At 71.8% G+C, this 24,155-nt stretch carries 25 protein-coding genes; 15 read left to right on the forward strand and 10 right to left on the reverse strand.

Going from position 1 to position 24,155, the window contains the following annotated elements; all coding sequences use genetic code 11:
• The first annotated feature begins 168 nt into the window (after positions 1–168).
• From I0C86_RS44435 to I0C86_RS12920, 3 genes are read left to right on the forward strand one after another with little or no spacing between them, the layout of a single operon-like run.
• Complete coding sequence (locus I0C86_RS44435; protein ID WP_255527714.1) at positions 169–297, forward strand: hypothetical protein; 129 nt, start codon at positions 169–171, stop codon at positions 295–297.
• 44 nt (positions 298–341) lie between these two features.
• Entirely contained in the window at positions 342–2,507 is a 2,166-nt protein-coding gene (locus I0C86_RS12915) for a putative bifunctional diguanylate cyclase/phosphodiesterase (protein ID WP_196201496.1), read from the forward strand.
• 56 nt (positions 2,508–2,563) lie between these two features.
• On the forward strand, positions 2,564–3,067 hold the full coding sequence (locus tag I0C86_RS12920; protein ID WP_196201477.1) for a DUF456 domain-containing protein: 504 nt from the start codon (positions 2,564–2,566) through the stop codon (positions 3,065–3,067).
• 417 nt (positions 3,068–3,484) lie between these two features.
• On the opposite strand, the gene I0C86_RS12925 is transcribed toward I0C86_RS12920, so the two are convergent.
• Genes I0C86_RS12925 through I0C86_RS12945 form a run of 5 tightly spaced genes read right to left on the reverse strand, consistent with a single transcriptional unit; the run spans position 3,485 to position 8,509 of the window.
• On the reverse strand, positions 3,485–4,597 hold the full coding sequence (locus tag I0C86_RS12925; protein ID WP_323373611.1) for an XRE family transcriptional regulator: 1,113 nt from the start codon (positions 4,595–4,597) through the stop codon (positions 3,485–3,487).
• On the reverse strand, positions 4,594–5,295 hold the full coding sequence (locus I0C86_RS12930; protein ID WP_196201478.1) for a hypothetical protein: 702 nt from the start codon (positions 5,293–5,295) through the stop codon (positions 4,594–4,596). The genes I0C86_RS12925 and I0C86_RS12930 overlap by 4 nt, the downstream gene beginning before the upstream one ends.
• A gap of 41 nt (positions 5,296–5,336) precedes the next feature.
• Entirely contained in the window at positions 5,337–6,575 is a 1,239-nt protein-coding gene (locus I0C86_RS12935) for an AfsR/SARP family transcriptional regulator (RefSeq protein WP_196201479.1), read from the reverse strand.
• Between the two features lie 21 nt (positions 6,576–6,596).
• Positions 6,597–8,180: a SulP family inorganic anion transporter gene (locus tag I0C86_RS12940; RefSeq protein ID WP_196201480.1), complete on the reverse strand. Its 1,584-nt coding sequence runs from the start codon at positions 8,178–8,180 to the stop codon at positions 6,597–6,599.
• Positions 8,177–8,509: an ArsR/SmtB family transcription factor gene (locus I0C86_RS12945; RefSeq protein ID WP_196201481.1), complete on the reverse strand. Its 333-nt coding sequence runs from the start codon at positions 8,507–8,509 to the stop codon at positions 8,177–8,179. The genes I0C86_RS12940 and I0C86_RS12945 overlap by 4 nt, the downstream gene beginning before the upstream one ends.
• A 168-nt stretch (positions 8,510–8,677) precedes the next feature.
• Here I0C86_RS12945 and I0C86_RS12950 point away from each other — a divergent pair, with 168 nt between their 5' ends.
• The 4 genes from I0C86_RS12950 to I0C86_RS12965 all read left to right on the forward strand — a co-directional run bounded on the left by I0C86_RS12950 (position 8,678) and on the right by I0C86_RS12965 (position 14,405).
• A complete protein-coding gene (locus tag I0C86_RS12950) occupies positions 8,678–10,333 on the forward strand; it encodes an amino acid permease (protein ID WP_196201482.1) in 1,656 nt (551 codons plus the stop codon).
• 17 nt (positions 10,334–10,350) lie between these two features.
• Positions 10,351–11,718: a glutamine synthetase family protein gene (locus I0C86_RS12955; protein ID WP_196201498.1), complete on the forward strand. Its 1,368-nt coding sequence runs from the start codon at positions 10,351–10,353 to the stop codon at positions 11,716–11,718.
• A 91-nt stretch (positions 11,719–11,809) separates the two neighbouring features.
• Positions 11,810–13,156, forward strand: a complete 1,347-nt coding sequence (locus tag I0C86_RS12960; RefSeq protein ID WP_196201499.1) for an aldehyde dehydrogenase family protein — start codon at positions 11,810–11,812, stop codon at positions 13,154–13,156.
• 154 nt (positions 13,157–13,310) lie between these two features.
• The gene (locus I0C86_RS12965; RefSeq protein ID WP_196201483.1) at positions 13,311–14,405 is read left to right on the forward strand and encodes an FG-GAP repeat domain-containing protein; all 1,095 of its coding nucleotides are present in this window, start codon (positions 13,311–13,313) and stop codon (positions 14,403–14,405) included.
• A gap of 16 nt (positions 14,406–14,421) precedes the next feature.
• Here I0C86_RS12965 and I0C86_RS12970 read toward each other — a convergent pair whose 3' ends face one another.
• Positions 14,422–15,411: a transcriptional regulator gene (locus I0C86_RS12970; RefSeq protein WP_196201484.1), complete on the reverse strand. Its 990-nt coding sequence runs from the start codon at positions 15,409–15,411 to the stop codon at positions 14,422–14,424.
• Positions 15,412–15,499: 88 nt separating this feature from the next.
• Here I0C86_RS12970 and I0C86_RS12975 point away from each other — a divergent pair, with 88 nt between their 5' ends.
• Positions 15,500–16,690, forward strand: coding sequence for an MFS transporter (locus I0C86_RS12975; RefSeq protein WP_196201485.1), 1,191 nt, complete (start codon positions 15,500–15,502; stop codon positions 16,688–16,690).
• Positions 16,691–16,751: 61 nt separating this feature from the next.
• Here I0C86_RS12975 and I0C86_RS12980 read toward each other — a convergent pair whose 3' ends face one another.
• On the reverse strand, positions 16,752–17,030 hold the full coding sequence (locus I0C86_RS12980) for a glutaredoxin domain-containing protein (RefSeq protein WP_196201486.1): 279 nt from the start codon (positions 17,028–17,030) through the stop codon (positions 16,752–16,754).
• A 143-nt stretch (positions 17,031–17,173) separates the two neighbouring features.
• Between I0C86_RS12980 and I0C86_RS12985 the strand changes: the two genes are divergently transcribed.
• From I0C86_RS12985 to I0C86_RS12995, 3 genes are all read left to right on the forward strand, one after another.
• Complete coding sequence (locus I0C86_RS12985; protein WP_196201487.1) at positions 17,174–17,944, forward strand: 3-oxoacyl-ACP reductase; 771 nt, start codon at positions 17,174–17,176, stop codon at positions 17,942–17,944.
• 78 nt (positions 17,945–18,022) lie between these two features.
• Positions 18,023–18,880, forward strand: coding sequence for a type I methionyl aminopeptidase (gene map / locus I0C86_RS12990; protein WP_196201488.1), 858 nt, complete (start codon positions 18,023–18,025; stop codon positions 18,878–18,880).
• 80 nt (positions 18,881–18,960) lie between these two features.
• On the forward strand, positions 18,961–19,587 hold the full coding sequence (locus I0C86_RS12995) for a VIT1/CCC1 transporter family protein (protein WP_230394082.1): 627 nt from the start codon (positions 18,961–18,963) through the stop codon (positions 19,585–19,587).
• Here I0C86_RS12995 and I0C86_RS13000 read toward each other — a convergent pair.
• From I0C86_RS13000 to I0C86_RS13010, 3 genes are all read right to left on the reverse strand, one after another.
• Positions 19,580–20,071 carry a nitroreductase family deazaflavin-dependent oxidoreductase gene (locus I0C86_RS13000; RefSeq protein ID WP_196201500.1) on the reverse strand — a complete coding sequence of 164 codons (492 nt, stop codon included), beginning with the start codon at positions 20,069–20,071 and terminating at the stop codon, positions 19,580–19,582. The genes I0C86_RS12995 and I0C86_RS13000 overlap by 8 nt on opposite strands.
• A gap of 126 nt (positions 20,072–20,197) precedes the next feature.
• Positions 20,198–20,620, reverse strand: a complete 423-nt coding sequence (locus I0C86_RS13005; RefSeq protein ID WP_196201490.1) for a ferritin-like domain-containing protein — start codon at positions 20,618–20,620, stop codon at positions 20,198–20,200.
• 103 nt (positions 20,621–20,723) lie between these two features.
• Entirely contained in the window at positions 20,724–21,242 is a 519-nt protein-coding gene (locus I0C86_RS13010) for a hypothetical protein (protein ID WP_407676305.1), read from the reverse strand.
• A 187-nt stretch (positions 21,243–21,429) separates the two neighbouring features.
• Between I0C86_RS13010 and rimP the strand changes: the two genes are divergently transcribed.
• The 4 genes from rimP to I0C86_RS13030 form a co-directional block, all read left to right on the forward strand.
• Positions 21,430–22,140 carry a ribosome maturation factor RimP gene (gene rimP / locus I0C86_RS13015; RefSeq protein WP_196201491.1) on the forward strand — a complete coding sequence of 237 codons (711 nt, stop codon included), beginning with the start codon at positions 21,430–21,432 and terminating at the stop codon, positions 22,138–22,140.
• Complete coding sequence (nusA, locus tag I0C86_RS13020; RefSeq protein WP_196201492.1) at positions 22,137–23,192, forward strand: transcription termination factor NusA; 1,056 nt, start codon at positions 22,137–22,139, stop codon at positions 23,190–23,192. Before rimP ends, nusA begins: the two co-directional genes overlap by 4 nt.
• Positions 23,193–23,240: 48 nt before the next feature.
• Positions 23,241–23,552: a YlxR family protein gene (locus I0C86_RS13025; RefSeq protein WP_323373613.1), complete on the forward strand. Its 312-nt coding sequence runs from the start codon at positions 23,241–23,243 to the stop codon at positions 23,550–23,552.
• Between the two features lie 93 nt (positions 23,553–23,645).
• A partial coding sequence (locus I0C86_RS13030) for a translation initiation factor IF-2 N-terminal domain-containing protein (RefSeq protein WP_196201494.1) occupies positions 23,646–24,155 on the forward strand: 510 nt, incomplete at its 3' end.

Raw genomic sequence — 24,155 nt, forward strand, 5'->3', positions numbered from 1 at the left:
CCAAACCTATCCCGCGGGTCAGCGGCCGGTGGAACATCGGGTGCGCAGGCCCTAAAGTGTTGGTCGATCACCACGACCCTTCCCCGGGGCTGCCGGCACCGTCTGCCCGCGCGCAGAGGTCGTGGCCGAGCAGCCCTGCGCGGGCCGGAGCGACGAGCTGAGGCCGACATGCAACTGCCGGACGGGCTACCCGCGGACGTCGACCTGACCCGGCCCAGCGCCGCCCGGGCCCATGACCACGAGTACACCAGGGTCGTCCACGCGGACCTGGCCGAGCCGGACCGCGACGGAGGTTAGCCGTGTCGACCTCCGCCCCGGCCGGTGGCGGTGCCGCCGAGGAGTTGCGGCGGTGCCCTGGGGAGCGGTTCAGCGACTCCGGCGTGCACCGGTACGCGGCACGCTGGGCGCAGGCGGTGGCCCGGCCCGGGTGCGCTCCGGCGAGTGCGGCCGAGCGGCAGCGGCTGCTGCTGGTGCTCACCGTCCGGCTGGCTCGGGCGGCGGTCGCCGAGCCGTTCGTCGCCGAGCCGGCGTACGCGGTGGGCCAGGCCATGGTCGACGGCGACCTCGTCGATCCGGGCGCCGTCGACTGGTCGGTGCGCAGCCTCGCCGACGAGTTCCCGGCGCTGGTACTGGAGCCGGCACCGCCGGAGTCGATGCTGACGTCGCGGATCCCGGCCCTGCAGGGTGCCCTGGCGGCCGGGTTCGCCCAGGCACTGCGGCAGCGGACATTCGACGAGCAGGAGCGGGTCGCCCAGGCCGCGTGGACGGCGCGGGACCGGGTCGAGCTGGCGCTGCGGGAGAGCGAGACACGGTTCCGGGCGGTCTTCGTCGACGTCGCGATCGGGATCGGGATCGCCGGCATCGACGGACAGATCATCGACGTGAACCGGTCCTTCGCGGAACTGCTCGGCTACCGGGTGCCGGAACTGCGCGAACTCAACGTCTCCTCGCTGTTCTACTCCGACGACGCGACGGGGATGTGGGAGCTGTACCAGGACCTCATCGCGGGCCGGAAGGACGCGGTACGGGTCGAGAAGCGCTACCGGCGCAAGGACGGAAGCGCGGTCTGGACGGATCTCGCGGTCTCGCTGGTCCGGCACGACGACGGACGACCCCGGTTCACGGTGGCGGTGGTGGAGGACATCACCGAGCGGCGCGAGTTGCAGCAGCGGCTGCGCCACCAGGCGTCCCATGATCCGTTGACCGGGCTGCCGAACCGGGCCCTCTTCTTCGACCGGCTCGCCGAGGTCTTCGCCGGTGCGCAGCCCGACGACAGGGTCGGGCTCTGCTTCCTCGACCTCGACGGCTTCAAGGCGATCAACGACAGCCTCGGCCACGACCTCGGTGACCGCCTGCTGGTCGCCGTCGCCCGTCGCCTCGCCGACTGTGTGGCCGGGCAGGGACATCTGCTCGCCCGGATGGGCGGCGACGAGTTCGTGATCCTGATCACTCGGAACGCTGGATGCCGGGCCGTCCGGGCGGTGGCGGAGGCGGCGCTGGCGGTGGTCGCCGAGCCGGTACGGATCGGTGAACACGAACTGTCGGTGACGGCGAGCATCGGCATCGTGGCGGGCCCGATCGCGGCCACCGCCGCGTCCGAGCTGATCAAGGCCGCCGACGTCACCCTCTACTGGGCCAAGGCGGAGGGCCGGGGCCGGTGGGCGACGTACGACCCGGAGCGCCGGGCCCGGGAGCAGGCCAGGTCGGCCATGGTCGTCGCGCTGTCCGGGGCGCTGGAGCGCGACGAGTTCACCGTCGACTACCAGCCGATCGTCACCCTGGCCGACGGGCAGATCTGCGCGGCCGAGGCCCTGGTCCGCTGGCAGCATCCCGAGCGGGGACTGCTCGGCCCCGACGAGTTCATCGGCCTGTCCGAGGAGACCGGGCTGATCGTCGAACTCGGTCGGTGGGTGCTGACGCGGGCCTGCGAGGCGGCCAGTCGCTGGCTCCGGGACTTCCCCGACGCCCGGCTGGTGGTAAGCGTCAACCTGGCGGCCCGGCAGGCCGGCGATCCGAGCATCGTCGCCACGGTGTCCGAGGTGCTGCGCCGGACCGGACTGCCGGCGGAGCTGCTGCAACTCGAACTGACCGAGAGCGCGGTGATGGCCATCGGCGGAGAGCCGCTGCCCGCGCTGCGCCGGCTCGCCGCGCTGGGCGTACGGCTGGCGATCGACGACTTCGGCACCGGGTACTCCAACCTGGCGTACCTGCGCCGGCTGCCGATACACGGCCTGAAGCTCGCCGGTCCGTTCGTCGACGGCATCCGGTCGAGCGACCGACAGGGGCTGGTGGACGGCCGGATCGTCGACGCGTTGGTGCGGCTCGCACACGCGCTGGGCTTGTCGGTGACGGCGGAGGCGGTGGAGACGGTCGGGCAGGCCGACCAGCTCCGGGCGCTGGGCTGCGACGCCGCCCAGGGACGGTACTTCGGCGCACCGGCCCCGGAGAGTGAGATCACCCGGTACCTGACCACCCGGGCCGACGACCGGCGGAAACCGGTGGCCTGAGCGGAACCGGTGGTTCGGTGCGGTTCGACGGGCGTCGGTAGGGCACCCTGTAGGGCGTGGACATGACCGACACCGACGGCGTGGTGACCCTCCTGTGTGGCGTGACGATCGTGGTCGGCGTCTGCGGGGTGATCGTGCCGATGGTGCCCGGACTGATCCTGTGCTGGCTGGGCGTGCTGGTCTGGGCGTTCTTCGGCGACGGCGCGGGCGTGGGCCGGTGGGTGGTGCTCGGCCTGGCCACCGTGATCACGCTGCTCGGGACCGTGGTCAAGTACCTCTGGCCGGGCCGCAACCTCAAACGCAGTGGCGTACCCACCCTCTCCCTGCTCGCCGGTGGCGTGCTCGGCATCGTCGGGTTCTTCGTCGTACCGGTGGTAGGGCTGGTCCTCGGGTTCGTTCTCGGACTGTGGCTCGCCGAACTGGCCCGGCTCGGCGAAGCCCGCCTCGCCTGGCCGTCGACGAAACACGCGCTCCAGGCGGTCGGGCTCGCCCTGCTGGTCGAGCTGGCCGCGGCGCTCAGCATCACCGGCGTCTGGCTGGTCGGCCTCGTCCTCACCTGAGCGCCGCCCGTCCACTTCCGGAGGGGACCCTCCACTTCCGGAGGGGGACTGTCCATTCCCGGACGGGACCGGACGGCAGTGGTGCGGCGGCGCGGGGCGGGCGTTGGCACGGTTGCCGCCGTGCCCGGTGAGAGAGGTGACCGCGCCCCGCGCCGTCGCAGTGACCGGGTCGTCCGAGGACCCGGCTCCGGACCCCGCGTCGGGGCCCAGGTCCGGCCAGCCGGACCGGCGCGCCGAAATCGCGCGCGAAGTGGTCCGATCAGGCCAGGAAGCTGACGCGCCGCAGTCGGTAGCGGCACGCGGTGTAGAACTCCTGCCATGTCACGCCCAGAAGGATGCGCGTCACCGGGGGTGTCCGGCAAGGCAATTACCCGCTGGCCGGGCAACGGGGGCGCCGGGTGGGACCGTGCGGTGGCGTCAGTCGGCCGTGAGGTCCAGCTCGGGGAGGCGCTCGGTGGCGGCGGCCACGACGGTCCGCGCGAGCCCCTGCGGCAGTGCGGCCCAGGTGGCCAGGCTCTCGATCGGAACCTGCTGCTGGTCGAGCAGGTCCACGGCCTTGCCGAGCAGGGACGGCGTCTCCCGGGGCCCGAGGTCGCCGGGCTCGGGATAGCCCCACTGGGCGAGCAGGCCCATCCCGCGCCGGTACGTGTGCTCCCGGTAGACGCCCAGGTCGTGCCCCCGGTAGACCAGCGCCTTCAGACTGATTCCCCAGCGGCGCTTGAGCTCGTGCAGCCGGTCGAAGTCGAGCCGGGCGGGCAACTCGTCGCGCAGTACGGCACTCGGGGCCAGGAACTCGGAGGCGAACGCGGTGGCCTGGCGCTCCAGGAGCTGGCTGCCGGGTTCGGCGTCGTGGTGCATCAGCAGGTGGCCGAGCTCGTGCGCGGCGTCCATCCGGGACCGGGCCTTGTCGTCCTTCGCCGGGTTGAGGAAGACGAACGGGCGCTGGCCGTACCAGTGCGAGAACGCGTCCACCCGTTCCGAGACGTCGGGCAGGGCGAGGACGATCACCCCGGACGCCTCCAGCAGCCGGACCATGTGCGGCACCGGAGCCGCCGCGAGGCCGAACGACTTCCGGGCGGTCGCGGCGGCCACCCGTACGTCGTCGGCACCGGCGGGCTCGGCCAGGTCCAGTTGCGGCAGCCGCAGTGGGGGCAGCCGCAGGTGACGTTCGATCACCTCGACCACCCGCCAGGCGATCTCGCCGAACGCCTCCGCCTGGTCCCGTTCGGCCTGACTCGTCGTCCGCAGGCTGCGGAAGTGCGCCTGTCCCGGGGTGACCGGCGGCGGGAAACCGGCGGCGAAGAAGTCGACCGGCATCGACAGCGCCAGCGCCAGCCGGGCCAGTACCGCCGCCGACGGGCGTGCCTGGCCCAGCTCGTACTGGCTGACCGCCGCCGCCGTGACCCCGATCTGGCGGGCGAGTTCGTTCTTCCGCATCCGCCGCCACCGGCGGGCCAGCGCCAGGGTGTGCGGGGCGAACGCGGCGGCGGCCGCGGCAGCGGGTACGGGCGGTCGGAGCCGGCCCGTCACGCGGACCGTCGGGGCGTACGGCCGGACCGCGGTGCGAGATCGTGCTGTCCGCCGACGGGCAGGGTCCGAAGCTCCAACTCGGGAATCGGGAACTCGTCGTGCCGGGGTTGCGGCACCGTGCCCTCGACCACCGGCAGCGGCTGACCCGACGTGGTCGGCTCACCGAACCAGAGCAGCACCTCGAACCAGGGCGAGCCGCCGTCCCGGTTGTCCCGGGGCAGCCCGACGTAGGCGACCGCCTCCCCGGTGACGATGTCCCCGGTGTGCGCGATCCGCACGTGTCTTTTCGGCGGCACCACCCCGGCGAACACCTCGGGAAACTGCCCCTCGTCGTCGAAGGCCAACTGCCGGTCGCGGCTGTTCTCCACCGCGCCGCCGAGCCGGGCCTCGCTGCCCTCCCAGCGGATCGACTCGACCCCGCCCTGGAGCGAGTAGAGCCGTACCACGTACCCGGCGCAGAGGATCTCCAGCGAGTTGTCCTCGACCCGGACCCGGACCCCGTCCACCCCGGTGAACTCGGCCTGGCCCAGGTGCACGAGGTTGCGCCAGACGGTGGTGCCGAAGCTCATCGCGTCGTCACCGAGTTCCGGCTCGTGCCGGTCCGCCGCCCGGCGGTACACCTGCTGGATCAGCCGGCCCAACCGGTCCAGGACGCCTCGCTCGTTCAGCACCGTCACCGCGTCGTCCAGCAGTCCCATGCGGGAAAACCTAGCCGATCCACCGGATGATATTGCCGAAATCAAGTGCCGACACGCCCGGGACCCGGTGCGGCCGTGACAGCCGGTTGTGGGCGATCTGGCAGACCCGATCGGCAGGCTGCCGGCAAGGAGGTATTCGGGACATGATTTTTGTCGAACTCACCACTGCCAAGGGCAACCTGGATCCGGAGCAGCGTCTGCGGGTGGCCCAGCGGCTCGGGTCGATGCACGAACTGAGCGGTGGTGCCGAGGTCCAGCCCGGCACGGCGGAGGTATTCCGGTCGATGTTCCAGGTGGTGATCCACGAGCCGGAGGCGTGGGCGGTCGGCGAGGAACCCGTCGCGCCGGCGGATCCGCCCCGGTACGTCGTCCGGGCGTACGTGCCGGCGCCGTGGCGCAAGGACCTGAGCCAGCCGCTCATCGCACACGTGACGAAGGTGCTGTCGGAACTGGGTGCCGACGACGACGGGGCGGAGCCGGGGCGTGGACCCGCCGTGCTGGTGCTGGTGCTCGGCATTTCGGAGGGCGCCATCGGTCTCGACGGGGTACCCCGGACCTCCACTGATCTGGTGGAGATGCTCGGCGAGCTCCGGGCCGGGATCGTTGCCCAACTCGTCGGCGAGTATCTGCCGGTACGCCGCGTAGGCGGCCAGCGCCTCGGCCTGCCTGCCGTCGGTGTGCAGTGCCCGGACCAGCAGCCAGCGCAGCCGTTCCCGCAGCGGGTGCGCCGTGGTGAGCTGCTCCAGTTCGGCTATCGCCGGCCGTACGGCGTCGGTCGCCAGTTCCGCCGCGAGTCGGTCCTCGATGGCCACCAGCCGCAGTTCCTGGGGCCTCGCGATCACCGCCCCGGCGTACCGGGCCTGCGCCACGTCCGCCAGCGGATCGCCCCGCCACAGCTCCAGCGCCTCCCGTAGATGTGCCGTGGCACGGGACGCGTCGCCGTCCTCCAGCGCCCGACGGCCCGCCCGGGCCAACTGCTCGAACCGGAAGGCGTCCACCGCCGTGCTGGGGAGGTCGAGACGGTAGCCGGTCGGTGCCGAGCGCAGCACCGAGCCGTCGGGGAGGACCTGCCGCAGCCGGGAGGTGAGCGAGTGCAGGGCGTGGCTCGGCCGCCGTGGCCCGCCGTCCGGCCACAGTGCCTCGATCAGGGCCGGAGCGCTGACCACCCGGCCGGGGTCGAGGGCGAGCCGGATCAGCAGCGCGCGCAGCCGTACGCCGCCGACGGGGACCGGCGTTCCGTCCGCCAGCACCTCCAGCGGGCCCAGTACCCCGATGCGCATGCCATCACTGTGCCATCCGGGCTATCCCGATCTCAGGGCGGCGATCGCGGTCGGGGCATCGGTGTGCACCCGTTCCCGCAGCAGCGCCAGCACGCCCAGCGCCGCGAGGGCCCGGCGGTGCTCGGGCCGGATCCCGGACAGGTGCACCGCGATGTTCCGGTCGTGCAGGTCCTCGACCGCCTCCCGTAGCGCCAGCGCTCCGGAGGCGTCGATGGCGGTGACCCGGGACAGCCGGAGCAGCACCACCTCGACTCCCTCGACGGTGGAGAGACCCTGTCGAAGCTGGTCCGCGGCGGCGAAGAAGAGCGGGCCGCTCGGCCGGTACACGACGAGGTGCGGCATCGGCTCGTCGTGGGGTACCTCGTCGACGCGCATGGAGCGCGCGACCGTACGCAGCGCCAGGCCCCCGGCGACGATCAGGCCGAGCAGGACGGCGGCCACGAGGTCCAGCAGGACCGTGGCGCCGGCGGTGAGTACCAGCACGAGCGCGTCGGACCGGCTGGCCCCGGCCATCGCGCGCAGCGTTTTCAGGTGCACCATCCGGACGGCGGTCGCCAGTAGCACTCCGGCGAGGGCGGCGATCGGGACGCCGGCCACCAGTGGGGCCGCGGCGAACATGATCACCGCGAGGATGAGGGCGTGCGACAGCGCGGCGAGCCGGGACACGGCCCCGGCACGTACGTTGACGGCGGTGCGGGCGATGGCGGCGGTGGCGGGTACGCCGCCGAAGAGGGGCGTGACGATGTTGGCGATGCCCTGGCCGAACAGTTCACGGTCGGGGTGGTGCCGCTCGCCGCGCCGCATCCCGTCGGCAACGGTGGCGGAGAGCAGCGATTCCAGCGCCGCCAGTGCCGCGACGGCGACCGCCGAGGTGAGCAGGGTGGAGATGGCGTCCAGCCGGAGGAAAGTGAGCGACGGTTGGGGCAAGGTCGCCGGTAGCGCGCCGATGCGCGCGATGTCGACGCTCCACACGTGGGCGCAAACGGTCGCCGCGCCGACCGCGAGCAGTGACGCGGGCACCTGTGGTCGCCACCTCACGACGGCCAGCACCACGGCCGCGACGCCGAGCGAGAACGCCGCCGAGAGCCAGTGTGGACGGCCGACGAACTCGACCATCGCCTGCCAGGCGACCGGCAGCACCTTCTCGCCGTGTGCCTGCGTGCCGAGGGCTGACGGGACCTGCTGGAGAAAGATGATGACCGCGATGCCGGCGGTGAATCCCTCGACCACCGGGGCGGGCACGAACCTCGCGTACCGTCCGGCCCGGGCGATCGCGAGCCCGATGAGGATCAGGCCGGCGAGGAGGCCAACCGTGAGCACGCCGCCGGGGCCGTACTGCGCCACGATCGGGACCAGTACGACCGTCATCGCTCCGGTCGGCCCGGACACCTGGAGGTTCGAGCCGCCGAAGACGGCTGCCAGCGCGCCGGCCACGATGGCGGTCGCCAGCCCGGCCGCCGCCCCGAGGCCGGAGGCGACGCCGAAGCCGAGCGCCAGCGGCAGCGCGACGACCGCCACGGTGAGCCCGGCCAACAGGTCGGCCCGGGGATTGCGCCGTACGCCGGCCAGGTCGGCCCGGCCGGGCAGCAGGTCTGCGAACCTCACTCGCCTTCCACCGCCAGCGACGCCAGCAGTTCGGCCTGGCCCTGCAACATCTCGGTGAGGATGCGGCGGGCGGCCCGCATCAGGTCGGCCACGTCGGGGCCGGCGAGCGCGTAGACCACGTTGGCGCCGTCCCGGGTGGAGACCACGATCCCGGCCCGACGCAGCACGGCGAGCTGCTGGGACAGGTTGGACGCCTCCACCCCGGTCTCGGCCAGCAGGTCGCGTACGGGTACGGGGCCCTCGCCGAGCAGTTCGAGCACGCGGATCCGGACCGGATGGCCCAGCATCCGGAAGAACTCGGCCTTGGCCTGGTACAACGGAACCTGCATGTGAGCAATTGAAGACTTCTTCAAGTTGACCATTGTCAGTCGGGTCGAGATCAGTGATCTCGGTCACCCTTGCGGCATCCATTGACGCGGATCTCCAGGCGGAGCACGATCTCCGCAGAGGCGTGGCGACGGTCACAGTTCCCATCCGCGCGGTTGAAGGAGACGCCGATGAGCGCACCCACCCAGCCGACCGGTACGCCAGCGGCGCCGGCCATCGGTCTCGACGAGGAACGCCTGGCCCAGCTCGGCTACCAGCAGGAATTGCGGCGGAAGCTCTCCGGCTTCTCCAACTTCGCCGTCTCGTTCTCGATCATCTCGATCCTGGCCGGTGCGATCACCTCGTACGGCATCGCGATGACGGCCGGCGGCCCGATGGCGATCACCCTGGGCTGGCTCTTCGTCGGCGGCATGGTCACCCTGGTGGCGCTCGCGATGGCGGAGATCTGCTCGGTCTACCCCACCGCCGGGGCGCTGTACTGGTGGGCGGCGGCGTTGGCCAAGCGGAACAAGGCCGCCTGGGCGTGGTTCATCGGCTGGTTCAACTTCCTCGGCGAGGTGGCGGTCACCGCGGCCATCGACTTCGGCGCGGCGATCACCACCTCGGCGTTCCTCAGCCTGACCTTCGGCCTCGAGGTGACGCCGGAGCGTACCTTCGTGGTCTTCCTCGTGATCATCATCGCGCACGGGCTGCTGAACACCTTCGGGGTCAACCTGGTCCGGGTGCTCTCCGACGTGAGCGCCTGGTGGCACCTGGTCGGTGTCGCGACGATCGTCGGCGTGCTGGCGCTGGTGCCCGACCAGCACAAGCCGATCTCGGAGGTCTTCTTCGAGGTCCGCAACGCCACCGGCTTCGACTTCGGCGGGGCGGCCGTCTACGCCGTACTGATCGGGCTGCTGATGGCCCAGTACACCTACACCGGCTACGACGCGAGCGCGCACGTCGCCGAGGAGACCCACGACGCCAGCCGCGCCGCACCCCGGGGCATCGTGATGTCGGTGGTGGTCTCGGTGATCGCCGGATTCTTCCTGCTCTTCGCCATCACCTGGTCGATCGGGGACTACGACGCGCAGCGGCAGACCGTACTCGGACTGCCACCGGCACAGATCTTCATCGACGCGACCGGCGAGGAGACGGGAATCTTCCTGCTCTTCATCTGCGTGGTGGCGCAGTTCTTCTGCGGAATGGCCTCGGTCACCGCGAACTCCCGGATGACGTACGCCTTCAGCCGGGACGGTGCGCTGCCCGGTTCGCGGATCTGGCGCCGGGTCAACCCCCGGACCGGTACGCCGACCAACTCGATCTGGCTCTGCGTGGCCTGTTCGACCCTGCTGGTGCTGCCGTCGCTGTGGAACACCACCGCGTACCTGGCCGCCACCTCGATCGCGGTGATCGGCCTCTACATCGCGTACGTCGGACCGGTGTTCCTCCGCCGCCGCAGCCCCGACTTCGTGCCGGGCCCGTGGAACCTGGGCCGGTGGAGTGCGCTGGTCGGCTGGCTGGCGATCGGCTGGGTGGGCGTGATCTGCGTCCTCTTCGTGCTGCCCACCTCGGGTCCGGTCACGGCGGAGACCTTCAACTACACGATCGTCGCCGTGGTTGTGGTGCTCGGCGCGGCCTGGTTGTGGTGGGTGCTCAGCGCCCGGCACTGGTTCACCGGCCCTCGGCAGAACATCGCGCCGGACATCCCGAAGAGCATCGCGCCGGACATCCCGGAGAGCATCGCGCCGGACATCCCGGAGAGCATCCCGGAGACCAGCTCGGGGAGCATCGCCTCGAGCGGCTCGGAGAGCATCCCGGCGAGCGGTTCGGAGGAGGGGCGTTGACGGGCCGGAGCCCCGCGATGCGGGTCGAGGAACTTCGGGTGGCGGTCGACGGCGGTGAGATCGACACCGTGGTGCTGGCCCTGGTCGACATGCAGGGCCGCCTCCAGGGCAAGCGGTTCCACGCGCCGTACTTCCTCGCCGAGGTACTCCAGCACGGTAGCGAGGGCTGCAACTACCTGCTGGCGGTGGACGTCGAGATGAACACCGTCGGCGGGTACGAGATGTCGAGCTGGGAACGCGGCTACGGGGACTTCGCGATGGTCCCCGACCTGGCCACGTTGCGCCGGGTCCCCTGGCAGCCCGGAACCGCGATGCTGCTGGCCGACCTGGCCTGGCTGGACGGCAGCGGGGAGGTGGTCGCCTCGCCCCGGCAGATCCTCCGCCGCCAGCTCGACCGGCTCCGCGGGCACGGGCTGACCGCGTACGCCGGGACCGAGCTGGAGTTCGTGCTGTACCGCGACTCGTACGAGGACGCCTGGCGCCGGGGCTACCGCGAACTGACCCCGGCGAACCTGTACAACGTGGACTACTCGCTGCTGGGCACCGCCCGGGTCGAGCCGCTGCTGCGACGGATCCGGACCGAGATGGCCGGTGCGGGCCTGACCCCGGAGAGTGCCAAGGGCGAGTGCAACCTCGGCCAGCACGAGATCGCCTTCCGCTACACCGACGCGTTGACCTGTGCCGACAACCACGTGGTCTACAAGAACGGGGCGAAGGAGATCGCCGCCCAGGAGGGCATGGCGATCACCTTCATGGCCAAGCCGAACGAGCGGGAGGGCAACTCCTGCCACATCCACTTCTCGCTCCGCGCGACCGACGGCTCCTCGGCGATGCTCGGCGACGGCGACGGCGACGGCGACGGCGCTGCCCGGCTCTCCGGCACCGGGCGGCGGGTGCTGGCCGGGCTGTTGGCGACGATGTGCGACTTCAGCCTGCTCTTCGCCCCGAACGTGAACTCCTACAAGCGTTATCAGCCCGGATCGTTCGCGCCGACGGCGCTGCGCTGGGGAACCGACAACCGGACCTGCGCGCTCCGGCTGGTCGGGCACGGCCAGGGGATGCGGGTGGAGAACCGGGTACCCGGGGCGGACGTGAACCCGTACCTGGCGATCGCGGCGCTGGTGGCGGGTGCCGTGCATGGGATCGAGGCCGAGCTGGACCTAGAGCCGGAGTTCACGGGCAACGCCTACGCCGACGCCTCCGCCGCCCGGATGCCGGCGACGCTGCGGGACGCGCTCGTCCACTGGGAGAATTCCGTGACCGCGGGGTCGGCGTTCGGTCCCGAGGTGGTCGCGCACTACGCCAACCACGCGCGCGTCGAACTGGCCGCCTTCGACGCCGCGGTGACCGACTGGGAGCTGCGACGTGGCTTCGAACGGCTCTGACGCCGTGGCTTCGAACGGCTCTGACGCCGTGGCTTCGAACGGCTCTGATCCGGCCACCGGCGCGTACGGCCGGTCGGCACCGGCCACCGACCTGGTCAATCCGGCGACCGGGCTGGTGGTGGCGACGGTGCCGGCGACCAGCGCCGCGCAGACCGACGCGGCGATCGACCGGGCGGCGCGGGCGTACGGGTCGTGGCGGCAGGTCGCGCCGGGGGACCGGGCCCGGCTGCTGCGCCGGTTCGCCGCGCAGGTCGACGCGCACCTGGAGGAACTGGCCGAACTGGAGGTACGCAACTCCGGGCACACCATCGGCAACGCCCGGTGGGAGGCGGGCAACGTCCGGGACGTCCTCGACTACTACGCCGGGGCGCCGGAGCGGCTGGTTGGCCGGCAGATCCCGGTGGCCGGCGGGCTGGACGTCACCTTCCACGAGCCGCTCGGCGTGGTCGGGGTGATCGTCCCGTGGAACTTCCCGATGCCGATCGCCGCCTGGGGGTTCGCCCCGGCGCTGGCCGCCGGCAACACGGTGGTGCTCAAACCGGCCGAACTGACCCCGCTGACCGCGATCCGCCTGGCCGAACTGGCGCTCGACGCCGGGCTGCCGCCGGACGTCCTCACCGTGCTGCCCGGCCGGGGCAGTGTGGTGGGCGAGGCGATCGTCGCGCACCCGGCGGTCCGGAAGATCTGCTTCACCGGCTCGACCGAGGTCGGCACCCGGATCATGGCCGGCTGCGCCGCGCAGGTGAAACGGCTGACCCTGGAACTCGGCGGCAAGAGCGCCAACCTCGTCTTCGCCGACGCCGCCCTGGAGCGGGCGGCGGCGACCGCGCCGTACGCGGTCTTCGACAACGCCGGCCAGGACTGCTGCGCACGGTCCCGGATCCTGGTCCAGCGCCCGGTGTACGACCGCTTCCTCGAACTGCTGGAGCCGGCCGTCCGCGCCTTCCGGGTGGAGGACCCGGCGCTGGAGACGGCCGAGATGGGTCCACTGATCTCGGCCGGTCATCGGACGTCGGTCTCGTCCTTCGTGGATGGTGCCGAGGTCGCCTTCACCGGATCCTGCCCCGAGGGCCCCGGCTTCTGGTACGCCCCGACGGTCCTGCTGGCCCGGTCGCCCGCCGAGCGGCACTGGCGGCAGGAGATCTTCGGGCCCGTCGTGTCGGTGCTGCCGTTCGACGACGAGGCCGAGGCGCTGGCGCTGGCCAACGACACCGAGTACGGCCTCTCCGGCTCGATCTGGACCCGGGACGTCGGCCGGGCGATCCGGGTGGCCCGGGGCGTGGAGTCGGGAAACCTGAGCGTCAACTCGCACTCGTCGGTGCGCTACTGGACGCCGTTCGGTGGGATGAAGCGGTCCGGCCTCGGCCGCGAACTCGGCCCGGACGCCCTGCACGCGTTCACCGACGTCAAGAACGTCTTCATCGGCACTGACGGGTAGATGTCACCGCACGCTCTCGGTGACCATCCGCAGCTGTCGGAATGCGGGTAGTCGTCTGCCGCTCCGCCCCGCCCACTCCTAGCCTGCTGTGCAAACAGCGGCATCAGCCGTGGACAGTGCCCCTGACCTCGGCGTACGGAAGGGATCGGTGGGAATGAACGGCAGGAGAACGCTTGTCGGCGCGGTGGTCGGAGTGCTGTGCGCGCTGACGCTGGCCGTGCCGGCGGCCCAGGCGGGCCGGATGAACGAGCCCATCCACGGCGACATGAACGGCGACGGACTGACCGACCGGATGACCCTGGGCGGCTCGGACGACAGTTGCGGCGTCTTCGTACGCCTCGGCAGGGCAGCAGGTGGCTACGGTCCGGTCATCCGGCATTCGTACCTGCCGCCGAACGAGGTGGTACCGATCAGCTACTGCCCGGACATGGGGGTGTACCTGGACCTCGGCGGTGACGGAACCCCGGAGTTGGTGCTCGGCTACTTCCATGGCGCGTCCTGGAGTCCCGACCTGGTGATTCTGCGCGACTACCGCCCGGTCGGCGGCCTGTCCGCGATCAGCCGGCCGAGCGTGATCTACACCACCGACCTCAACGCCGACGGGCTGACCGACGTGTGGGAGATGACGGACGACTCGGACGGCTTCCAGAGCTGGCTCAACACCCGGGACGGGCGCCTGGTTCCCGGGCCGTTGCGCATCGGTGACATGAGCATCAACCCGGACAGGTTGCCGTCACTTGTGGACCTGGACGGCAACCGTCGACTGGACCTCGTGGTCGCCTACACCCAGGGCACGCCCGAGAACGGCGTGATCGTCGTCTTCGACGACGGCACCCGCCGGCAACTGCAGGGCGGCGACGAGACCGCCTGGTCGGCGGTCGTCGGCGACGTCAGTGGTGACGGCCGGCCGGACATCCGGACCGTGTCGGGTACCGGCGTCCGGGAGACCTTCCTCAACCTGGGCAACCGCAGCTTCGTCCTGCCCCCGGTGGCCAACGACGACCTGGCGTACGCCTATCGGGTCACGCCCAAGGTGATCAAGGTGCGGGACAACGACCACGCCAGCACCAACGCGACGCTCAGCATCCCCACACCACCCCGCTACGGCCGGCTGACCAGGACCGATCCGCGCTACGAGGTGGTGTACGAGCGCACCGCCAGTCATGCACTGCCGGACAGCTTCGTCTACCGGCTGAGCCAGCACGGCCGGAGCGACACCGCTACCGTCACGGTGCGGATGAAGGACTGAACGCGCGCCGTCCGGGTCACTCGTCGGGATCGGGCGGGGCGGCGTCTCGGTGCTGGGCGCCGACCAGCAGGTCCCCACCGGGGGTGCGGAAGTAGAGCACGGAACGGCCGGACCGGCGGCGCCGGACGAGCTGGGCGTCCAGCAGGACCTGGAGATGACCGCCGACCGAGCCGTACCCGTGGCCGGTCAGTGCGACGAGTTGGGTGGGACTCTTCGGCGTCTCCAGCAGGGTGAGGATGCCTGCCCGGACCGGCCCGAGCAGCCGGCTCAATGCCCGGGTCGGCTGACGGTCGGCCGGGTCGGCCAGGCTTCCGGTGCAGGGATAGAAGACCGCGTGCCGGTCCGGCCCGGCCGAGCCCAGCCAGCCCCGGTGGGTGGTACTCGGGATGAACAGCAGTTCCGCCCCGGTCAGGTCCTCCGCGGGAAGGTCGTACGGGTTGACCTGCAACCGGCCGTCGCCGAGCCACCGCATCCCCGGCCGCATCCGGTCGAGGGTGGCGGCCCAGCCACCCGAGCTGAGCTGCTGAGTCCGGGACACGATGTCGGCCTCCAGGATGCGGCGGCGCCGCGACCAGTCCGGTTCCACCGTCCGGGTCCAGATCCAGCCGAGCAGTTCCACGGTCCGCTCCGGCAGGTCCGGCGCCGCCAGTTCCGCCGGTAGCGGTGCGTCCGGCCCGCCGGCGAGGTCGGCTCGGGCCGTACCGGGCGGGGTGGCCCGGATCCGGGCCAGCTCGTCGGCGATCGTCTCGTCGGGGCCGGCCGGCGGTCGGGTCAGGAGGTCGGCCATCCATCTCGGCCGGAACGCGGCCCGGACCAGTGCCCGGGCGAACGGGTCGGCGGCGACCCGCTCCCGGTAGCCGGGGGTGTGCGCGGCCAGCCAGTCCCGCTGCCCGGGAGCGGCGATCCCGGTGTGCAGCGACTTGAGCGCCGCGACGGTCTCGGCGAGCGCGGATACGGTGAACCGGCTCCGCGCCAGCGAGTCCGTACCGATTCGCCAGATGCCCACCGCATGCCCCCGGTTCCGCGTGCCGACGACCTCTCGTCTCCACGCGAAAAGGTATCTCGCCGACGCCGGGCTCCCCAGACTCCTGCGCATGCACACGTATCGCGACTTGTTCCGGGTCCCCGAGTTCGGGCCGCTCTTCGCGGCGGTCTCGTTGCAGACCGCCGCGCGTACCGTGATGGGGCTGGCGCTCGGGACCCTGGTGTACGCGGCCACCGGGTCGCCGCTGCTCGCCGCGCTCAGCCTCTTCGGGTCGTACTTCGCCCAGGTGCTCGGCGCGGCGACCCTGCTCAGCGTGGCGGACCGGGTGCCGCCCCGGGCCGCCATGGTCGCGCTCGCGGCGTTCGGCGGGCTGAGCACCCTGGCGTTGGCCCTGCCGGGCATGCCGGTCTGGGGGATCTTCTGCGTGATCGGTCTCCAGGGGCTGGTCGGTTCGGTCGCCGGCGGCGTCCGCTGGGGACTGCTCGGGGAGATCCTGCCCGGAAGCGGTTACGTCCTCGGTCGATCGGTCTTCAACATGTCGCTCGGGGTCACCCAGATCACCGGGTTCGCGGCCGGCGGGCTGCTGGTCGCGGTCACCTCGCCCCGTCAGGTGCTGGTTCTCGCCGCCGCGCTCTCCCTGGGCGGTGCGCTCACCGCCGGGCTGGGGCTGTCCCGGCGCCCGCCCCGGGCCACCGGCCGGCCCTCGGTGGGGCAGACCTGGCGGGTGAACGCCGAGCTCTGGTCGATGCCGGCCCGCCGGCACGCGTACCTGGCGATGTGGGTGCCGAACGGCCTCGTCGTCGGGTGCGAGGCGATCTTCATCCCGTACGCGCCGGGCGCGGCGGGCGTGCTCTTCGTGGCGGGAGCGGCGGGGATGCTCGCCGGCGACGTGCTGATGGGCCGCTTCCTGCCGGTCCGGTGGCGGACCCGGACGGTCACGCCGCTACAACTGCTGCTCGGGGTGCCGTACCTGCTCTTCGCCCTCTCGCTGCCGCTGCCCGTCGCGGCGGTCGCGGTCGCCGCCGCCTCGTTCGGGTTCGGCGGCGGGCTGCTGCTTCAGGAACGGCTGATCGCCCTGACCCCGGCGGAGCTGCGCGGGCAGGCACTCGGCCTGCATTCGGCCGGGCTGCTGACCTTCCAGGCGGTGGCGGCGTCGATCGCGGGCGCCGTCGCAGGCTGGCTGCCGGTCGGTCTGGCGATGGCGGTGATGGGCGCACTGTCGTTGCTGGCGACGCTCTATCTCGCACCTCGGCTGCGCCGCCGGGATCAGGTTCCCGCGCCCGAGCCGGTGCCGGCGTGACCTCCGCCGTCCCGAGCGCTTGGTGTGGCGGCCGGGTGCGGCGTCGGGGGCGTCAGCGGGCTCAGTCGCGGCGGGACAGCAGGTGCGGGGCGTGCTCGCGGACGGCCGCCAGCAGTTTACGGGCCGACGGGTTCACCATCGGTCGGCCCGCGACGGTCACCGTCGGCACGGTCTCGTTGCCGTCCGCCACGGAGCGGACGAACGCCGCCGCAGCCGGGTCCTTCCAGATGTTGACCTTCGTGTACCGCAGCCGGCTGAAGAGCAACAGGAACATCAAGTTCATGCAGTACGGGCATCCGTGCCGCCAGTAGACGACGACGCCTTCCCGGTCCTCGGTCATGGCGCTCCTCCGCTGTCGGCCCCCGCTGGTCGGAGCGTAGCCGAGGACACCCGGATCCAGACCTGCCGATCTGGTCCTCGACCGCTGCCGACAGGTCGGCGAGGATGCCGGGGACGGTGCTGATCCGGAAGGGGAGTACGGCGATGACAAGTGATCGACTGGCCGGACGGGTGGCCGTGGTGACCGGCGCCGGCAGCGGGATCGGGCTGGCCACCGTACGCCGGCTGGCCAGCGAGGGGGCCCGGGTGGTCTGCGTCGACATCGCGGCCGACGCCGGGCGGGCCGCTGCCGAAGAGGTGGACGGCGAGTTCGTCGAGTGCGACGTGGCCGACGAGGCGGCCGTACGCGATCTCTTCGATCGGGTCGCGGCCCGGCACGGACGGGTCGACATCGCGTTCAACAACGCCGGCATCTCGCCGCCGGACGACGACTCGATCCTCGACACCGGCCTGGACGCCTGGGAACGGGTGCTCCGGGTCAACACCACAAGTGTCTACCTGTGCTGCAAGTACGTGATCCCGCACATGCTGCGCCAGGGCAAGGGGTCGATCATCAACACCGCGTCGTTCGTCGCGCTGATGGGGGCGGCGACCTCACAGATCGCCTACACCGCGAGCAAGGGCGGGGTGCTGGCACTGACCCGGGAACTCGGCGTCCAGTTCGCCCGGCAGGGGATCCGGGTCAACGCGCTCTGTCCGGGGCCGATCGGCACCCCGCTGCTCCGGGAACTCTTCGCCGCCGATCCGGAACGGGCGGCCCGCCGCCTGGTACACGTCCCGATGGGGCGGTTCGGCGAGCCGGCGGAGATCGCCGCCGCGGTGGCCTTCCTGGCCAGCGACGACGCCTCCTTCATGACCGCCGCCCAGTTCGTGGTCGACGGGGGGATCACCGGTGCGTACGTCACCCCGCTGTGAGGTTGTCCGTGAAGTCCGGATGTCGTGCGGGTCACCGAAGCGTGAGCACTTCCGGGGGCCGAGGTTAGGCTGGAGGCCATGACCGTCCGTGCGCCGTTGACCCCCGGCACGCAGTCCCCGTGGCGCCAGGTGCCGCCGCAGATCGTCCGCCCCGAGTACGTCGGCAAGAAGCGGCCGAAGGAGTGGCGCGGGTCGCACGTCCAGTCCGCCGAGACGATCGAGAAGATGCGGGTTGCCGGCCGGATCGCGGCCCAGGCCACCCAACTGGCGGGGGAGCACTGCAAGCCGGGCGTCACCACCGACGAGATCGACCGGGTGGTGCACGAGTTCCTGATCGACCACGACGCCTACCCGTCCACGCTCGGCTACAAGGGCTTCCCGAAGTCCTGCTGCACGAGCCTGAACGAGGTGATCTGCCACGGCATCCCCGACTCCACCCTGCTGATGGACGGCGACATCATCAACGTCGACGTCACCGCGTACCTCGACGGGGTGCACGGCGACACCGACGCCACGTTCTGCGTCGGCGAGGTGGCGGAGCCGGCGCGGCTGCTGGTGGAGCGGACCCACGAGGCGATGATGCGCGGCATCCGCTCGGTCGTACCGGGTCGGCAGATCAACGTGATCGGCCGGGTCATCGAGTCGTACGCCAAGCGGTTCGGCTACGGCGTCGTCCGGGACTTCACCGGGCACGGCATCGGCGAGGCCTTCCACAGCGGCCTCTACGTGCCGCACTACGACAGCCCCCGGCCCACCGACATCATGGAACCGGGGATGACCTTCACCATCGAGCCGATGATCACCCTCGGCACCTACGAGTACGACATGTGGGACGACGGCTGGACCGTGGTCACCAAGGACCGCCGCTGGACGGCACAGTTCGAGCACACCATCGTGGTCACCGACGACGGCCACGAGATCCTCACCCTGCCGTGACCGACGCCTCCACCCCGGTCAGCGAACACCATCACGCGGACGTCTCCGGCGGCTGGCTGCGTCCCGCCGTGTTCGGGGCGATGGACGGTCTGGTCACCAACATCGCGCTGATCGCCGGCGTCGGCGGCGGTGGCGCCGAGCCCCGGAACATCGTGCTGACCGGATTCGCCGGCCTCGTCGCCGGGGCGATCTCGATGGGCCTGGGCGAGTACACCAGCGTGCAGTCCCAGAACGAGCAGGTCGCCGCCGAGGTCGCCAAGGAACGCCGCGAGCTGGAGCGGAATCCGGCCGGCGAGGCCCGGGAACTGGCCGACGCCTGGGTGGAGCGCGGGCTGCCCCGCGATCTGGCCGAGCAGGTGGCGGACGCGCTGCGGGGCAACCCGAAGGAGGCGCTCCGGGTGCACGTCCAGGAGGAGCTCGGCGTCGACGTGAACGAGCGGCCCAGCCCGTGGACCGCTGCCTTCTCCTCGTTCCTGTGCTTCTCGGCGGGCGCACTCGTGCCGCTGGTGACGTACCTGCTGGGGTTCTCCAGCCTGTGGCTGGCGTTGGCGGTGGGCGGTCTCGGCCTGTTCGTCGCCGGTGCGCTGGTCGCCCGGTTCACCAACCGGAAGTGGTGGGTGAGCGGTGGCCGGCAGCTTCTGCTCGGCGCGGCGGCCACCGCCGCGACGTACCTGGTCGGCCGCCTGATCGGGGTCGGCGTCAGCTGAGCGGGGGCCCGGTCGGTGCGAGCCGGAAGATCCGGATGTGGCGACCACCGGCCCGGCGCACATAGGTCTGGTACGCCGGCCACTCGGCCACCAGGAGCTGCCACAACCGGTCCCGTTCCGCGCCGTCGACCAGGTGGGCCCGGACCGGTACCCGGGTGCCGGCGACGGTCACCGTGGCGGACGGTTCGGCGATCAGGTTGAGGGCCCAGGCCGGGTGCTCCGTCCGACCCCAGTTCGACCCGATCACCACGTAGCCGTCGCCGTCCTTCACGTAGAGCAACGGGTTGGTCCGCGGTTGGCCGGACCGGCGCCCGGTGGTGGTGATCAGCAACGACGGGATCAGTCCCAGCGCGACCACCCGACCCCGGGTCAGGCGTGCGACCAGGCGGTCGGCGGGGACCAGCAGCGGAGTGCAGGCGGCGAACCAGCGCCGGTGGCCGAGTCGGCGGACGAGTCTGCCCAGCGCGGACGCCGGCCTTCCCAGAGTGGACACCGACACAGTGTGCCGGATCAGGCCGGTCGGCCGGTTGCCGGATCGGGCCGGTCGGCGGGTTGCCGGATCGGGCCGGTCGGCGGGTTGCCGGATCGGGCCGGTCGGCCGGTTGCCGGATCAGGCCGGTCGGCCGGGGAACGGCACCGTGGCCGGGGTGACCCCGGCCGCCCGCCGCCACCTGGTCGCGCGTACCGCCGCGTCGGTGAGCCCGTTCAGCGCACTGCCGCGTTGCGCTCCCTCGGTGGCCGGCAGGGCGGCTCGCCACACCGCGCCGGTCCGCTCCTCGACCTCGACCGCCAGCCGGAGCGCACTGGCCTCGTCGGTGACCGGAAACGGCAGGGCGTACGCCGGGGCGGCGACCGGAACCGTGCCGCCCTTGCCGGTCAGCAGCAGGATCAGGCTGTCCCGGCGGCTGCGGTGTGCGGCCTCGGCGGACCGGGCCTGGTCGGCCGCGTCGCCGTCCAGGTGCACCCCGATCGGCCCGTACGCGTAGATCGCCGCGTGCTCGGCGGCCAGCGCCGCAGCCAGTGCCTCGGACATCAGGCCACCCGTCCCGTCCGCCCGGCGGCGGTCGTCGTTCGGTAGCCGGTCGTCGTTCGGTAGCCGGTCGTCGTCTGGTAGCCGGTCGTCGTCTGGTAGCCGGTCATCGGAGCACCTCCAGGTGGCTGGCTCGGGCCGCGGTGATCGACCCGACCAGCGCGGCCCGGTCGGCCGGGGCCTCGGTGCACACCTTCGCGGCGGCATCCCGGCCCTGCTGCTCGGCCTCCCGTAGCTGCTTCAGGGTCGCGGCGGCGGTGACGGCGCCGGAATCTCCGGCGGACGTCGAGGGCGCGACGGTGGCGGAGGGCAGCGTCGTCCTGGTGACCCGGGCCAGTTCGGCGGCGTGTGCCCGATGGGCTTCGGCGAGCGGGCGGAGCCGGTCCGCCAGCTCCGGGAACGCCGCGATCGTCGCCTCGTACCGGGCGGCGAGGTCGAGCGCCCCGCCGATCAGTGGCGCGAGTGGGTCCGGTGCGGGCGGCGGGTCGGGTTCGCCGTCGAAGAGACCGCATCCGGTCAGCGAGCCGGTGGTGCCGACCAGCGCCACCAGGGCGGCTGCTCGTACCACGTCGCGCCGGGACCGCCCCGCCGTCCCGTACTTCTGGTTCGTGTCTCCGGTCCGCACCGATCAAGTCAACACCATCGGTCGTCGGGACGGCGTTAGCACGGCGTCGTGGCCGCCTCGTCGGTGCGCCGATCGGGCTCCCGGCGGGCCAGCGCGTTACGCTCTGCGCAGCCGCCGGGCGTATCGGTCCGGTGGCACGCTGGTGTGGCTGCCGGGACGGGGCCGATGATCGCGAGAGGGGGCGGAGATGACGCAGCGTGGCCGTGCCACCGGCCGACCGAAGGCGGGTCCCCGCGCTCCGGGGCGCCCCCGTGACGACTCGTCCGCGCGCCGGCTCCGGCTCCGTGCCGTTATCGAACCCGTGGTGAACGCCGCCGGCTACGACCTCGAGGACCTTTCGGTGTCCCGGGCCGGTCGTCGGTACGTGGTCCGGGTGATCGTCGACGGTGACGCGGGCGTCAGCCTGGACGCGGTGGCGGACGTCTCCCGGGCGCTGTCCAAGGCGCTCGACCAGGCGGAGGAGACCGGTGGCGATCTGGTCGCCGGTGAGTACCAGCTCGAGGTGAGTTCGCCCGGTGTGGACCGGCCGTTGACCCTGCCCCGGCACTGGCGGCGCAATGTCGGCCGCCTGGTGAAGGTGACCGTGCGCGGTGCCGGCGAGCCGGTGGCGGCGGCCCCGGGCAGCCCGGGGACGGCGACCGGGTCGACCGGACGACCGACGACCGACCGGCAGGTGACCGTTCGGGTGGTCGCCGCCGACGAGCACCGGGTGGTGCTGGACACTGACGCCGGACCGACCGGATGGGCGTACGACGACCTGGGGCCCGGACGGGTCCAGGTGGAGTTCAACCGGTTGGACGAGATCGCGGAAGACGATCTGACCGACGCTGGCGATGATGACTATGACGACGACGTCGAAGACGGCGACGACGAAGATGTGGAGGGCGAGGAGCGGTGAACATCGACCTCGCGGCGTTGCGGGCCCTTGAGCGCGAACGGGAGATCCCGTTCGACACGATTCTCGCGGCGATCGAGACCGCGTTGCTGACGGCGTACCGGCACACAGAGGGGGCCCAGGCGCTTGCCCGGGTCGAGATCGACCGTAAGACCGGCGCGGCCCTGGTGTACGCCCAGGAGCAGGACGCCGAGGGTGCGGTGCTCCGGGAATTCGACGACACTCCACACGATTTCGGTCGGATCGCTGCGATGACCGCGAAGCAGGTCATCCTGCAACGGCTTCGGGAGGCCACCGACGAGGTGCACTTCGGCGAGTACGCGGGCCGGGACGGTGACCTGGTCACCGGAGTGGTGCAGGCGCACGAGGCGCGCAGCGAGAAGGGCATCGTCTCGGTCGACCTCGGCAAGGTGGAGGCGGTACTGCCCCAGGCGGAGCAGGTTCCCGGCGAGCTGTACGAGCACGGGCAGCGGCTGCGGTGCGTGGTGGTGCACGTGGTGAAGGGCTTCCGAGGCCCGCAGATCACTCTGTCCCGTACGCATCCGAACCTGGTGAAGAAGCTGTTCGCCCTGGAGGTGCCGGAGATCGCCGACGGAACGGTGGACATCGCGGCGATCGCCCGGGAGGCCGGTCACCGCACCAAGATCGCGGTTCGGTCCACCGTGTCCGGGGTCAACGCGAAGGGCGCCTGCATCGGCCCGATGGGTCAGCGGGTCCGTGCGGTGATGAGCGAGCTGCACGGTGAGAAGATCGACATTATCGACTGGTCGGACGACCCGGCGACGTTCGTGGGTAACGCCCTGTCGCCGGCCAGGGCGCTCCGGGTCGAGGTCGTGGACGCTGCGACCCGGACGGCGCGGGTGACCGTACCTGATTTCCAGCTTTCGTTGGCTATCGGGCGAGAAGGACAGAATGCCCGTCTTGCCGCCCGCCTCACCGGCTGGCGGATCGACATCCATGCCGATACCGAGCAGGTTCCGAGCCCGGCTCCGGCCGGCCGGCAGGGCGGTGCTGATCACGCAGCCGAGGCGGACGGAGCGATCTCGAGCGGGTAGGGGTAGACTTTCTCAGTGGTACGACGCGTGTGGCCGGAGCGCACCTGTGTGGGCTGTCGGCAACGGGCGCCGTCTGGCCAGCTGCTGCGGATTGTCGCGGTCGGCGATGAGACTGGTCACAGCCTCCGACCCGATCCGACCCGTAGGCTGCCGGGACGGGGGGCGAACCTGCATCCCGACCCGGCCTGCTTCACGCTGGCGCTGCGACGTCGAGCTTTTGGGCGGGCGTTGCGTATCGCTGGCGTCCCAGACGCGAGTGAGTTGGCCGAGCACCTCCAAGGCGTCGACAAACACGACCGGTCACCCGGCCGGGCGGAATCGACGCAACGGAACCCAAGCAAGGTAGGACGACCGACATGAGCACACGATGAAGTCCCAGAAATGACCAGGCTTCAAGTGCACGAGTGAGGTTGCTGCGGGTGCTGCCCGCACGACCTCGGAGTGAGGAGTGCAGTGGCAGGCAAGGCCCGCGTACACGAGCTGGCTAAAGAGCTCGGGGTCGAAAGCAAGACCGTTCTCGCCAAGTTGAAAGAGATGGGCGAGTTCGTCAAGTCCGCGTCAAGCACCGTCGAGGCCCCGGTGGCCCGGCGGCTGCGTGGCGCCTTCGTGGCGTCTTCGGAGCCGGCGGCATCCGCCGCTCCGTCAGCGCCTCCGGCCCCCAAGGCGACCCCGACCCCGGGTCCCGGGGAGCCAAGAGTCTCCGCCAAGCCGGGACCGCCCCGTCGGGTGACGCCACCAGCGGCGAAGCCCAAGGGTCCGGTTCCGGGTCCGCCGCAGCCGGCGGCTCCGGTCGCCAAGCCGGCGAGCGCCCACGACATCGAGCTGGCCGCGGCCGAGGCTCGGGCCACGGCGCTGAAGGCCGAGCAGGAGGCGGCGGTCAAGGCCGCCCAGGCCGCTCGGCAGCAGCGCAGCGACACGGTCCGGCGGGAGCCGCCGGCCGAGGGTGGTCCCACGTCCCGGCCG

It is taken from the genome of Plantactinospora alkalitolerans (assembly GCF_015690345.1).
GTDB classification, from domain to species: Bacteria; Actinomycetota; Actinomycetes; order Mycobacteriales; family Micromonosporaceae; genus Plantactinospora; species Plantactinospora alkalitolerans.

Coding starts and splice junctions, on each gene's coding strand:
- I0C86_RS12965 (WP_196201483.1), top strand. CDS start 13,311: ATGAACGGCAGGAGAACGCTTGTCGGCGCGGTGGTCGGAGTGCTGTGC.
- I0C86_RS12980 (WP_196201486.1), bottom strand. CDS start 17,030: ATGACCGAGGACCGGGAAGGCGTCGTCGTCTACTGGCGGCACGGATGC.
- I0C86_RS12945 (WP_196201481.1), bottom strand. CDS start 8,509: ATGCAGGTTCCGTTGTACCAGGCCAAGGCCGAGTTCTTCCGGATGCTG.
- I0C86_RS12955 (WP_196201498.1), top strand. CDS start 10,351: ATGCGGGTCGAGGAACTTCGGGTGGCGGTCGACGGCGGTGAGATCGAC.
- I0C86_RS12995 (WP_230394082.1), top strand. CDS start 18,961: ATGGACGGTCTGGTCACCAACATCGCGCTGATCGCCGGCGTCGGCGGC.
- I0C86_RS12985 (WP_196201487.1), top strand. CDS start 17,174: ATGACAAGTGATCGACTGGCCGGACGGGTGGCCGTGGTGACCGGCGCC.
- I0C86_RS44435 (WP_255527714.1), top strand. CDS start 169: ATGCAACTGCCGGACGGGCTACCCGCGGACGTCGACCTGACCCGGCCC.
- I0C86_RS12950 (WP_196201482.1), top strand. CDS start 8,678: ATGAGCGCACCCACCCAGCCGACCGGTACGCCAGCGGCGCCGGCCATC.
- I0C86_RS12935 (WP_196201479.1), bottom strand. CDS start 6,575: ATGCGCATCGGGGTACTGGGCCCGCTGGAGGTGCTGGCGGACGGAACG.
- map (WP_196201488.1), top strand. CDS start 18,023: ATGACCGTCCGTGCGCCGTTGACCCCCGGCACGCAGTCCCCGTGGCGC.
- I0C86_RS13005 (WP_196201490.1), bottom strand. CDS start 20,620: ATGTCCGAGGCACTGGCTGCGGCGCTGGCCGCCGAGCACGCGGCGATC.
- I0C86_RS12975 (WP_196201485.1), top strand. CDS start 15,500: ATGCACACGTATCGCGACTTGTTCCGGGTCCCCGAGTTCGGGCCGCTC.
- rimP (WP_196201491.1), top strand. CDS start 21,430: ATGACGCAGCGTGGCCGTGCCACCGGCCGACCGAAGGCGGGTCCCCGC.
- I0C86_RS12930 (WP_196201478.1), bottom strand. CDS start 5,295: ATGGGACTGCTGGACGACGCGGTGACGGTGCTGAACGAGCGAGGCGTC.